General features: G+C 72.5%; 12 protein-coding genes. 3 read left to right on the top strand and 9 right to left on the bottom strand.

Annotated elements, in window-relative coordinates:
* From VM840_04740 to VM840_04705, 8 genes are all read right to left on the bottom strand, one after another.
* On the bottom strand, positions 1-210 hold a 210-nt coding region (locus VM840_04740; GenBank protein ID HVL80881.1), incomplete at its 3' end, for a hypothetical protein.
* A gap of 95 nt (positions 211-305) precedes the next feature.
* Positions 306-860: a TetR/AcrR family transcriptional regulator gene (locus tag VM840_04735; GenBank protein HVL80880.1), complete on the bottom strand. Its 555-nt coding sequence runs from the start codon at positions 858-860 to the stop codon at positions 306-308.
* 84 nt (positions 861-944) lie between these two features.
* Positions 945-1,721 (bottom strand): SDR family oxidoreductase, encoded by a 777-nt coding sequence (locus VM840_04730; GenBank protein ID HVL80879.1) that lies wholly within the window; start codon positions 1,719-1,721, stop codon positions 945-947.
* Positions 1,722-3,962: a molybdopterin-dependent oxidoreductase gene (locus VM840_04725; protein ID HVL80878.1), complete on the bottom strand. Its 2,241-nt coding sequence runs from the start codon at positions 3,960-3,962 to the stop codon at positions 1,722-1,724.
* 201 nt (positions 3,963-4,163) lie between these two features.
* Positions 4,164-5,117, bottom strand: coding sequence for a type IV toxin-antitoxin system AbiEi family antitoxin (locus VM840_04720; protein HVL80877.1), 954 nt, complete (start codon positions 5,115-5,117; stop codon positions 4,164-4,166).
* A gap of 274 nt (positions 5,118-5,391) precedes the next feature.
* A complete protein-coding gene (locus VM840_04715; protein ID HVL80876.1) occupies positions 5,392-5,601 on the bottom strand; it encodes a dodecin family protein in 210 nt (69 codons plus the stop codon).
* A 103-nt stretch (positions 5,602-5,704) separates the two neighbouring features.
* Entirely contained in the window at positions 5,705-6,184 is a 480-nt protein-coding gene (locus tag VM840_04710; protein HVL80875.1) for an SRPBCC family protein, read from the bottom strand.
* A gap of 33 nt (positions 6,185-6,217) precedes the next feature.
* A complete protein-coding gene (locus VM840_04705; protein ID HVL80874.1) occupies positions 6,218-7,396 on the bottom strand; it encodes an amidase in 1,179 nt (392 codons plus the stop codon).
* Positions 7,397-7,431: 35 nt separating this feature from the next.
* On the opposite strand from VM840_04705, the gene VM840_04700 reads away from it, so the two are divergent.
* Positions 7,432-7,785 carry a DUF2795 domain-containing protein gene (locus VM840_04700; protein ID HVL80873.1) on the top strand — a complete coding sequence of 118 codons (354 nt, stop codon included), beginning with the start codon at positions 7,432-7,434 and terminating at the stop codon, positions 7,783-7,785.
* A 5-nt stretch (positions 7,786-7,790) separates the two neighbouring features.
* On the opposite strand, the gene VM840_04695 is transcribed toward VM840_04700, so the two are convergent.
* On the bottom strand, positions 7,791-9,245 hold the full coding sequence (locus VM840_04695; protein ID HVL80872.1) for a leucyl aminopeptidase: 1,455 nt from the start codon (positions 9,243-9,245) through the stop codon (positions 7,791-7,793).
* A gap of 34 nt (positions 9,246-9,279) precedes the next feature.
* Here VM840_04695 and VM840_04690 point away from each other — a divergent pair, with 34 nt between their 5' ends.
* Both VM840_04690 and VM840_04685 read left to right on the top strand, forming a co-directional pair.
* Positions 9,280-9,987 (top strand): hypothetical protein, encoded by a 708-nt coding sequence (locus VM840_04690; protein ID HVL80871.1) that lies wholly within the window; start codon positions 9,280-9,282, stop codon positions 9,985-9,987.
* A gap of 43 nt (positions 9,988-10,030) precedes the next feature.
* The coding region (locus VM840_04685; protein ID HVL80870.1) for an acyltransferase at positions 10,031-11,194 on the top strand (1,164 nt) is incomplete at its 3' end.

The following is an 11,194-nucleotide window of genomic DNA, read 5'->3' as shown; positions in this document are numbered from 1 at the left end:
GAGCTGGACAGGCTGGGAGGGGACGGGTTGGGGCGCCGGCGCCGCAGGAACATCGGGCCCCGCCCCCACGGAGACGGGCGGCGTCTCGGCGAACCTGGTCAGCGGGGAGCCCACCAGCCCGAAGTTGGACGCGACGAGCAGGGCCACCACGAGCGACGCGAGCGCCGTGGCGATCGCGTACGTCCGGTCCTCCGCTGTCCAGGCCTGCATGGCGTCCCCTCCGTGGGTACCGTCCTCTGAAGCATCGCCCGGATCCGGCATGCGGACCATGACCCGGGGGGCCTAGTCGGGGGGGCCCGATGTGACTAGTCACATATGCCGGACAGGACCCGAGCGGTGAGTTGCTCGACGTCCTGTTCGGTGAGGGGCCGTTGCGTGGTGCGGGCGTGCCACAGGACCGCGGCGATCAGAGCGCGCAGGACGACGGCCATCCCGAGCGTGGTCGCGTCGGACGGGTCGGCCCCCGCGGAGGCGAGCTGGTTCACGAGGCCGTCGATCTCTCCCCAGCCCCCGAACGGACATCCCACCTCCCGGAAGCAGCAGCCGCTGAACCCCGTCTCCCCCAGCCCGAGCGCGCACTTGGACAGGTAGGTGACGGCGTCCCGGAGCGCTCCGCCCGACTCCAGGTGCTCGAGGAGAGGCTTGCAGCTGCGGTCCAGGGCCGTGCGGATCAGGTCGTCCCGCGTCCGGAAGTGCTCGTAGAGGGTGGCCTTCGATATGCCCAGAGCACGGGCCACGTCGTCCATCTTCAGGGCGCGGCACCCGCGGTCGTGCAGGAGGTCGACGCATACGTCCAGGATCTCACCGTGGCGAGAGCCCCGCTGACGGCCGCGGACCGGTCCGGTGGTACCGCCGTCCATATGCCTCCTGATCCTCGCCCCCGACTACGCCAGAGGTTACGCAAACCCTCGGCGGTGCGACCACCATACGTGATCCGTCCCTGGTCAGTGCGACCGCAGGGCGCCCCCGTCCACCGGGACCGACGCGCCCGTCACGTAGCCGGCGGGAGCCGAGCAGAGGAAGGCCACGACCGCTCCCAGCTCGGCCGGCTCCCCGTAGCGTCCGGCGGGGATGGCGGCTGCGGCGGCGGCGCGCACCTCTTCGATGGACCGGCCTGAAGCCCGCGCCGCCGCCGCGTCCAACGCCCCCACGCGGTCCGTGTCGAGCCTCCCCGGCATCACGCAGTTCACCGTCACGCCGTCGGACGCCACCTCGCGCGCGAGCGTCTTCGCGAACCCGTGGACGGCCAGTCGCACGCTGTTGGACAGCACCAGGTTGTCGATCGGCTCCCGCATCGCGGCCGAGGTCACGTAGACGATCCTCCCCCAGCCCCGCTCCCGCATCGCGGGCAGCACGAGCCGGGACAGCGCGACGAGCGGGGTGACGAGGAGACGCAGCGCCTCCTCGTAGCGGCCCTCCTCGGTGGCGGCGGCCGTCCCCGGCGGCGGACCCCCCGTCGAGAAGACCAGGACATCGGGCGTCCCGAACGCCTCGCGGGTCGCGTCGACCAGCCGTTGGGGCGTGGCGGGGTCGGTGAGATCGGCCTCGAGCCCCAGCCCCTCCCCCGGCATCGCCGCCGCCTCCTGAACGGCCAGGTCGCCGCGCCGACCGCAGATCACCACGGAGGCCCCCTCCCCGGACAGCGCCCGGGCCGATGCGAGCCCCAGCCCCGACGTCGACCCGGTGACGAGCGCGACCTTGCCGCGCAGCCCCAGGTCCATCTAGACCGGCGCCATGACCGGCGCCACCGTGACGGGGATCCCGTTCAGGACGGCGTTGCCCGAGAGCGGGTCGATCAGGTCGGTGCGCGCGAGCACGTTGCTGTTCACCCCCGGACGGGCCGACTGCACGCGACCCGGCGTCCCCGCATGGCCCCACCCGTGCGGGAGGCTGACCACGCCGGGCATCAGCTCGTCGCACACCTCGACCGTCGCCTCGATCCGGCCCGCCTCCGAGCCGACGAGCGCCGCCCCCCCGTCGACCAGGCCCAGCCTCGTCGCATCCTCGGGATGCACGAGCAGGGTGCACCGGTTCGACCCCCGGTTCAGCGACCCTACGTTGTGCATCCAGGAGTTGTTCGACCGCACGTGGCGGCGGCCGATCAGGACCAGCTCGCCGTCGCGTCGGCGGTCCAAGGCGGACAGCAGCCGCGGGATGTCCCGCTCGATCGGCTCCGGCATCAGCTCGATCCGTCCGGACGGCGTCTTCAACACCTCGGGGAGCCGGGGCTCGAGCGGTCCCAGATCGACCCCGTGCGGGTTGCGCTCCAGCTCCTCGAGCGTGAGCGAGTACGGACCCGTGCGCAGCAGGATGTCCAGCACTCGCTCCGGACCCCGCCGGTGCGCCACCGCCTCCCAGATCTCCTCCGGGTCCGCCTCGTGGGCGGGCGACTGCGGGTTCGTCACCCCGCGCCGGAGCGCCTCCCGGGCGACCATCTCGTCCAGCGGGTCGATATCGATATCGGCGGGCTGCCCGGCGGCGATGGCCGCCAGGCGAAGCAGCACCTCGTGCTCGGGCACCTCGTCGGCACCCAGCGGCTGGACCGGAGGGGAGTAGTTGGCGATGTTGCGGCACGCGAGCACGTAGAAGGCCAGGTCGTAGTGGCCACGGGTGAGGGCGGACTGGCCGGGCAGGATCACGTCCGCGTGGCGGGTCGTCTCGTTGAGGTAGATGTCCACGCTCACCATGAAATCCAGGGAGCCCAGGGCGGCGTCCGTGCGTCCGGAGTCGGGCGTGGACAGGACGGGGTTGCCGGCCACCGTGATCAGCGCCCTGATCTGACCCTCGCCCGGCGTCTCTATCTCCTCGGCCAGGCAGACCACCGGCAGCTCCCCCATCACCTCCGGGAGCCCCCGGACCCGGCTGTGCCTTCGGCCGATCGAGAGGCCCTTGCCGCGCCCCGGGATACCGGACGTGGTCGGGCTCCCGGCGGCCGGCTTCGTGAACAGGGCCCCGCCCGGACGGTCGAGGTTGCCCGTGAGGACGTTCACCACGTCCACCAGCCAGGAGGCCAGGGTGCCGAACTCCTGGGTGCACGTCCCGATCCGGGCGTAGACGGCCGCGCGCTCGGCGGCGGCCAGCTCGCGCGCCACGCGCCGCGTCGTGGCCGCGTCGATCCCCGTCGCCTGCGCCGTGCGCTCCGGCGGGAACGCCGCCGCAGACGCCCGCACCTGCTCGATGCCGTTCGTGAACCCGAGCAGACGGCCGGGGGAGACCAGGCCCTCGTCGAACAGCGTGTGGACGATCGAGAACAGGAACAGCGCGTCCGTGCCCGGGACGATGAACAGGTGCTCGTCCGACTCCTTCGCCGTGCGGGTGCGGCGAGGGTCCACGACCACGATCCTCCCGCCGCGCCGACGGATGGCGCGGAGGCGGCCGGGGATGTCCGGAGCCGTGAGCAGCGACCCGTTCGACGCGAAGGGGTTCGCGCCGAGGATCAGGAGATGGTCCGTGCGGTCGATGTCCGGGATCGGGATCGAGAGGCCCGTCCCGAACATCAGCCCGCCCGCGACCTGCCTAGGCATCTGGTCCACGGTCGAGGCGGTGAACAGGTTGCGGGAGCCGAGCGCGGTGACCAGGACGCGTCCATAGATGGTGCCGGCCAGGTTGTGGACGTTCGGGTTGCCCAGGTAGACGCCCACGGAGTCGCGCCCGTGCGCCTCGAGGATCGGTGGGAGCCGCCGGCCGATCTCCTCGAACGCCTCCTGCCAGGTGGCGGGCACGTGGGAGCCGTTGCGCTTGATCAGCGGCGTCCGGACCCGATCCGGATCGGCCTCGAGCTCCCCGAACGCCGCCCCCTTCGGACAGATGTAGCCGCGGCTGAACACGTCGTCGGGGTCACCCCGGACCTCCGTCACCGTGCGGCCGCGCAGGGTGAGCTGCAGGCCGCACGTGGCCTCGCAGAGTGGACAGGTGCGGATCGCCGTGCGGGAGCCGTGGGTGCCGTTCGTGGTGTCGCTCACGGGAGACCCTCCTGGCGCGCGGGAGCCCAGTGTGCCACTCCGCGCCCATGGGAGGCTTCTCGCTCGGGAGCCGCGGGAGGGGCTCCCGGGGTGGGGACGATAGCTAGCGGTATGGCCGGGCTATCGCCCTCACCCCGAGCTGCAGGCCGCGTCATCCGCTGGGTGGGGGCGGTAGCTCGGCATATGTCCGGGCTATCGCCCTCACCGACCTGATGCGAGCCCGGGTGGCGGCTCCCACGGGAGGTGCGCGGCGGCCGCCAGGTCCTTGCACATCTGCAGGCCACGCTCCTCAACGTCCGCCCAGGTGAACCGCATCGGCCGGTAGCCGGCCTTCACGAACGCGTTCTGACGCCGGTTCGAGTACTCGAGGTCGGCCCGCGACGCGTGTCCCTTCAGTCCGTCCGTCTCGATGAAGATGCGCGCCGCCCTGTAGAGGAAGTCAGGTTCGTAGGTCTTCCCGTCCAGGGTGATCTTGGGGTGGTACTCGGGGAGCGGCATCCTGTACCTGCGCAGCACCTCCACGAACCGCTTCTCCAGCTCGCTGTCGTGGACGCCCGCGCGGCGTGATCCCACCATCCGCGCGAGCACCGGGAGACCCTTCCGGCCTCCCGAGCCGAGCTCCTCGATCCTCCTATGCAGCCGCACCACGTTGGTCATCTTCCGGCGAAGCGCGTCGTCCACGACCGTTTCGAGCGTCGCGACGTCCAGCTGGGAGGCGAGCGCGATGAGCGTCCGAGTCACGGACAGACATGGGATCCCATCCACCCGTGTGACGTCCTTCTCGCGCAGGTCGCGGCAGCGGCGGACGATCAGGTCACTGCGGCGGACCCTGCGCGGCCCGGGGACCCACACCTCGATGCGGTTGGGCGCCACCCGGAGCAGTCCGTGGAGGGCAGCAGCGGTGGGTCCGCCGATGACGGCGTCCTGACCTACCGCCAGACACGCGCCCATGAGGTCCTGCTCCCACGTGGCTGGGGACCCGGATACGGCGTAGACCCCCAACCGGAGGCGGTGCAGACTCCCACGGGCGACGCGAAGCGCGATGTCGTCGTCGGTCCCGCCCGAGGCGATGATCTGTCGGCGGGCTACCGCCCCATGTTGTGCGCTGCCGAGCCGGGCGATCACCGCATCGAGTCTGGCGCGGCGTCCGCTCATCCTTCCCCGCCTCAGGAGAGCACGAGGAACCGACATCCGGCCGGGACGGGTGCGCTGCGTGTACGGGGGCGGACCCTCGACGTGAGCGGGTGGGGGCGATAGCCCGGCTATGCGTCGAGCTATCGCCCTCACCGGTGCCATCACGGGGCCGCGTGAAGAAGGTGGGGGCGATACCCCGGTTCAGAACCGGGCTATCGCCCCCACCTTCGAAAGAGCGCCTCCGCGGGCTCCCGGGAGCCGCGCTCCCGCGGCTCCCGAGGCTCCCGCGGCTCCCCTACTCCAGGACGAACGTCACCAGCATGTTCACCTGGTACTGGGTGACCTGGCCTCCCTCACCCACGTCCACGCGCTGCTCCTTCACCCAGGCCGAGCGCACGTTGCGAAGCGTGGTCGTCGCGCGCTCCAGGCCGAGCTTGATCGCCTCCTCGAAGCTGGTGTCCGAGACCGCGCTGATCTCCGTAACTCGGGCAACCGATCCTGCCATCGTCGCCTCCTCCGGCTCCCACCCCGTGCGCGCCGCACGGGACCTCACGGACGAAAGAGGGTCCGGCCGCGCGGAGCGCGGCCGGACCCGGATCGCACCACCCCTAGGTCTGGGTCGCCTGGGTGGACTCGCGCTGCTCGATCTCGCCTCGCCAGGCTCCGGTCTCGCGACCGCGCTCCTCGATGAACTCCTTGAAGCGCTTCAGGTCGCCCTTCACCCGGGAGTCGACGAAGCCGAGGGCGTCTCCGACCTTCTCCGTGAACCCTTCGGGCTCGAAGTCCATCTGCAGCATGACCTTGCAGCTCTGGTCGGTCAGCTTGTGGAACGTCACCACGCCCGCCGTGAACGCGCCCTGCTCGCTGGTCCAGGCGATCCGCTCGTCCGGGTGCTGCTCGGTGATCGTCGCCGTCCACTCGCGCTCGACGCCGGCGATCTCCGCCTTCCAGTTGAGCGTCTTGTCGTCCAGCTGCCGGACCTCCTCGACCCCCTCCATGAAGTGGGGGAAGTCCTCGAACTGGGTCCACTGGTTGTACGCGGTGCTGACAGGGACGTCGACCTCGATCGATTGCTCGACGCTCGACATAGGCTCCTCCTCGTCGTTGACGCCGACCCGCACCTAGTCTCCTTCCCGGCCCCCGTCCGAGCGAAACTGCTCGGACAGCGCGGCTCCCACGGCGATCAGGGACTCGTCGGCGCCCCGGCGTCCGGCCAGCTGCAGACCAAGCGGGAGCCCGGCGACGGACATCACCGGCAGCGAGAGCACCGGGACCCCGGCGTGCGTCCAGGGCAGGCTCAGGAGCGGGCTCCCCGTCGAGTCCAGGCCGAGGGGGGCCGGTCCCGTGGCGGCCGGGGACAGCCAGACGTCCACCCCGGTGGCGGCGAGGGCGTCGCGCAGGCGCCCGCGTCCGTCCCGGTGCGCCCGGACATCCCCCAGCGTCCTTCCCCACTCGATGATCTCCCGCGTCTGTGGTCGGTACAGGTCCCGGAAGCGTTCGAACCAGGGCTCGTGCACCGCCGCCATCTCGGCGGCGACGAGGCGGCGGTGGCGGTCCACGACGTCGTCGAGGTCGTCCAGGACCTCCACCGGCCGGACCTCCCAGCCGCGCGCGGCGAGCTGCGCCACCACCCGCCGGAACACGTCGCGCGCGGCTGGGTCCGCGAGTGCGAGCAGCGGGCCCTCGGGCACGCCGAGCACAGCGTCGTCTGAGCCGGCCGGCTCCCACGCGTCGCAGAGCACCGCGCCCGCGCGGGCCACCCCCTCCACGTCGGGAGCGAACCAGCCCACCGTGTCCACTGACGGCGAGCATGCGACCACCCCGTCGACCGGCACCCGCCCGTAGCTCGGCTTGAACCCGACCACGCCGCAGTAGGAGGCCGGCCGGATAACCGACCCGACCGTCTGGGTGCCGAGGGCGAGCGGTACGAGGCCGGCGGCGACGGCGGCCGCGGACCCGCTGGACGACCCCCCCGGGGTCCGCCGTGGATCGACGGGGTTGCGGGTCGGACCGGGCGCGAGCCAGGCGAACTCGGCCGTGTGGGTCTTCCCGGCCACCACGGCTCCCGCCGCCCGCAGCCGCCGCACGGACGTCCCCTCCTCCCCGGTCAGGACCTCGGCGGGCAGGCGGCTCCCCGCGTGGGTCGGGAGCCCGTCCACGTGGAAGATGTCCTTCACGCCGACCGCCACCCCGTGCAGTGGGCCCGGCGGGGCCGAGGCCCGCTCCCGGGCGATCCGGTCCGCCCGTCCGGGCTCGTCCAGGAAGGCGTCGAAACGGTCCGGTTCGCTCAGGCCGGCCACGGGTATCGAGCGTGCACCGAAGAGGAGGAGGCACGATGAGCCAGCCGGAGATCACCAGCGACAAGGTCGCCCCCGTCGTCGACGACAGCCGCAGCCGCGAGTACTCGGCCCGGCAGCCCCACGAGCAGGCGACCTCGGAGGACCGCCACCACCGCATGCCCGAGGGCACGCTTCAGCCCGAGGAGATCGACGCCCGCACGGAGCTCGCGCAGAGCATCCAGGGCTCGGTCTTCCCCGCCACCCGCGAGGAGCTGCTCGCGAGCGCCGAGGAGATGGACGCCACCCCCGAGATCATGGCCTCGCTGCGTCAGCTGCCCGACGGCACCTACGAGAACGTGCAGGAGGTCTGGGCGACGCTCGGCGGGTCGATCGAGGAGAAGCGGGCCTAGCCCCACTACTTCGCCGAGGCGAGGTCGGACGCGAGCTGGACGAAGGTCCGCACGGCCGACCCCGTCGCGCCCTTCGCCCGGTAGGGCTTGGCGTCCTGCCAGGCGGTCGCGGCGATGTCCAGGTGCGCCCAGGGGATCTCGTCCGGGACGAACCCGGCGAGGAAGGTGGCCGCGGTTATCGCGCCTCCCGGACGTCCACCCACGTTCTTCACGTCCGCCACGTCGGACCGCAGCTGCTCCCGGTACTCGGGGTACAGCGGCAGCGGCCACGCCCTCTCCCCCGACGCCCGGGCCGACCTCAGCACCTGGTCGACCCACCGGTCGGGCCGCCCGAACACGCCGAAGGCCACGTTGCCCAGCGCGATCTGGACGGCTCCCGTGAGGGTGGCCGCGTCCGCCATATGCGTGACGCCCTGCTCGGCCAGCCAGGCCAGCGCATCGGCCAGGATGAGCCGTCCCTCCGCGTCGGTGTTGAGCACCTCGACCGTCTTGCCGGAGTACATGCGCAGGACGTCCCCCACCCTCGTGGCCGTCCCCGACGGCATGTTCTCGGTGGCCGGGCACGCGGCCCGCACCCGGACCGGCAGCTTGAGGGCGGCGATCGCGCGCATCGCGGCCAGGACCGCCGCCGCCCCAGCCATATCGGCCTTCATCGTCTCCATGCCCTCGGAAGGCTTCAGCGAGAGCCCCCCGCTGTCGAAGGTGACGCCCTTCCCGACCAGGCCGAGCGTCGTCCCCTTGCGGGCGCGGCCCGGCTCCCACGACATCGTTATGAGGACGGGCGGCTCGCTCGAGCCCTGGGCCACCCCGCGCAGACCGCCGAACCGGGCCAGCTGGTCGCCCGTCAGCACCTCGACCTTCACGCCCAGCGGAACCAGCGTCTCGGTGGCGGCGTCGGCGAGCGCGGTGGGGGTCATGTCGTTGGGCGGAAGGGTGACGAGCTCCCGCGCCCAGTTGACGGACTCCCCCACGATGCGGCCCGCCTCGGCCTGCCGACGGACATCCTCCGCCCCCACCACGGTGACCGAGCGGACCCGGCTCTCCTTGCGCTCCGCCTTGAGCAGGTCCGGCTCGTAGGCACCGGTCAGGAAGCCCTCCACCGCGGACCGCGCGTGCGTGTCGTTGCGCAGCAGGAGCGCGACGCTCTCGTAGGCCCCTTTCACGCGGCGGGCCGCGGTCCCGTACGCGCGGCGCATCGCCTCGACGTCCGCCTCGCGCTTCGCGCCGGCCCCCACGAACAGGACGCGGTCGCTCTGCAGCCCCCCTGCGGGCCAGACCGCCACCTCGTTGGCCTTCCCCTGCACCTCACCGCGCTCGATGGCCGGACCGAGGGCCCCGTCCAGGGCGCGGTCGATGTCCTTCAGGGGGCCTCGGTTCACCGCGTCGTCGGTGAAGAGGGGGACGACCAGCACGTCGGCCGCCACGTCCGTCGGGTTGCCCTTCGTCGCCTTGATCTCCATGACCCACCTCCCGGGGCATCCTATGCTGTCCGCCATGCCCCCTCCAGGAGAGGTCCTGCTCGTGGTCGGCGTCGCGTGGGCGGCCGGGACGGCCGTCTTCGCCGCGTTCACCCGCGTGGGCGGACAGGTCGACCCCGGACACTTCAAGGTGTGCTGGCTCGTCGTGGCCGGGCTGGCCGCGGCGTTCTCCTTCGCTGGGGACCGGGCATGGCCGGCCTGGGTGCTGGCCGGCGCCGCGCTGCTCGCCTACCTCGCCATCTACCGCCGGCTCGATCACCTCGTGGGAGTGGCAGCCGCGCTCGCCGGCGTGGGCTCCCTGGTCGCGACCGTGCCCTCCGCGGACCCCCGAGCCTGGGCAGTGGCCGGGGGGACGGCGTGGCTGCTCGGAGCCGTGACGAACGCGATGCTGCTCGGACACTGGCACCTCAACCAGCCCCGGCTCGGCACCGGACCCCTGCGCCGCCTCGTGTGGCTGCTGTGGGCCGGGCTCGTCGTCTTCGTGGCCGCGGCCGCGGCCATGGTCGTCTCGTCGTGGGGGGACGGGTCCACGGCAGGGTTCGCGGGGGTCACCGGGATAGCGTTCGCCGTCTTCACCGCGGTGCTGACGGCGATGGTCCACCACCTGGTGAAGACGCGGTCGATCATGTCCGCCACGGGCATCCTCTACCTGGCGGTGCTCCTCTGCTTCGTGTCCGCGTTCACCGGTGTGCTGGGAGCGCTCTCGCTGGGCCGCCTGGCCTAGGACCCGTGGTGCCGTCCGCGCCTGCTCCTGGGAGACTGGGGCCGTGCGCGATGCCGGAGACCGACGCGACCGCGTAGCCGCCCTCGACGGGCTGCGCGGACTCGCGGTCGTCGCGGTCCTCGCCTTCCACGCCGCCCCCGAAGTGTTCCGCGGCGGGTTCCTGGGCGTCGAGATGTTCTTCGTGCTGTCCGGGTTCCTGCTCGGCTCCCTTCTGCTCGCCGAGCACGCCCGCACGGGGCGGATAGACATGATCGGCTATGCGCGGCGCCGGGCGTTGCGGATCGGTCCGGGTCTCCTCGTCTTCCTGGCCGGACTGGCCGTCCTCGCTCCCGCGCTCGCCCCGGACGACGTCCACCGTCTCCCGGGTGACATCGCCTGGTCGGTGGTCGGGCTGACCAACTGGCACCTGGTCGCGGAGGGTGCTTCCTACTTCGAGCGGGTGGGGCGCCCGCCTTTCGTGGGCCACCTCTGGTCGATCGCGATCGAGCTTCAGTTCTACGTGATATGCCCGCTCCTGTTGGCCTGGCTCGCTCGCCGGCGGGTCCGGACGGCCCTCGCCGCGCTGGGGGCCGGCGTCGCGGCGTCGGCGTTCGCGATGTCGGTGCATGCGCGTCCGGACGCCTACTTCCGGACGGACGCACGGATCGGCGCGCTACTCACGGGTGTCGCGGTCGCGATCGCCGTGACCCGAGCGGACCGGCTCCCGGACTGGGTCCGACGACTGGCTCCGGCAGGCCTCGCCGCTCTGGCCGTAGCCCTCGCGTTCGGACACCACGGCTCCCGGCTCCTGTACCCGGCCGGTTTCCTCGCCGTGCAGGCGGCCACCGGGGCCGTGCTCCTCGCCGTCGGCGCCGGGGGTTCCGCGGGTCCGGCGTTGGGCGCGCGGTGGCTGCGGTGGCTCGGGCGCCGTTCGTACGGCATCTACCTGTGGCACTGGCCGCTCGTGATCGTGATGCGTCCCGGGATCGACGTCACGTGGCCGGCTCCCGTGTCCGTGGTCGTGGGGGTGGCGGGCGCTGTCGCGCTCGGGGCCGCCTCGTACCGCTTCGTCGAGGGGCCGCTGATCTCGGGTCGGCTCCCGTGGCCCCCTCGGGTCGCCGCCGGCGCGGCGGCCGCGTGCGTGGCGCTGATCGCGTCGGTGGCGGTGCACGTCCCGGCCGAGGACCCGATCGTGGCCAGCCTCCGCGCCGGAGAGCAGGCCCTGGCC

This window comes from Actinomycetota bacterium (genome assembly GCA_035540895.1).
In the GTDB taxonomy this organism is placed as follows: Bacteria; Actinomycetota; JAICYB01; order JAICYB01; family JAICYB01; genus DATLFR01.
The sequence above is the reverse complement of the archived record's forward strand: the minus strand, read 5'-3'. Positions and strand labels throughout refer to the sequence as shown.

Bases quoted from the DNA above. Each gene is read 5' to 3' on its own strand.
- VM840_04690 (HVL80871.1), top strand. From the start codon at position 9,280: ATGCCCCCTCCAGGAGAGGTCCTGCTCGTGGTCGGCGTCGCGTGGGCG.
- VM840_04710 (HVL80875.1), bottom strand. From the start codon at position 6,184: ATGTCGAGCGTCGAGCAATCGATCGAGGTCGACGTCCCTGTCAGCACC.
- VM840_04695 (HVL80872.1), bottom strand. From the start codon at position 9,245: ATGGAGATCAAGGCGACGAAGGGCAACCCGACGGACGTGGCGGCCGAC.
- VM840_04715 (HVL80876.1), bottom strand. From the start codon at position 5,601: ATGGCAGGATCGGTTGCCCGAGTTACGGAGATCAGCGCGGTCTCGGAC.
- VM840_04700 (HVL80873.1), top strand. From the start codon at position 7,432: ATGAGCCAGCCGGAGATCACCAGCGACAAGGTCGCCCCCGTCGTCGAC.
- VM840_04735 (HVL80880.1), bottom strand. From the start codon at position 860: ATGGACGGCGGTACCACCGGACCGGTCCGCGGCCGTCAGCGGGGCTCT.
- VM840_04720 (HVL80877.1), bottom strand. From the start codon at position 5,117: ATGAGCGGACGCCGCGCCAGACTCGATGCGGTGATCGCCCGGCTCGGC.
- VM840_04730 (HVL80879.1), bottom strand. From the start codon at position 1,721: ATGGACCTGGGGCTGCGCGGCAAGGTCGCGCTCGTCACCGGGTCGACG.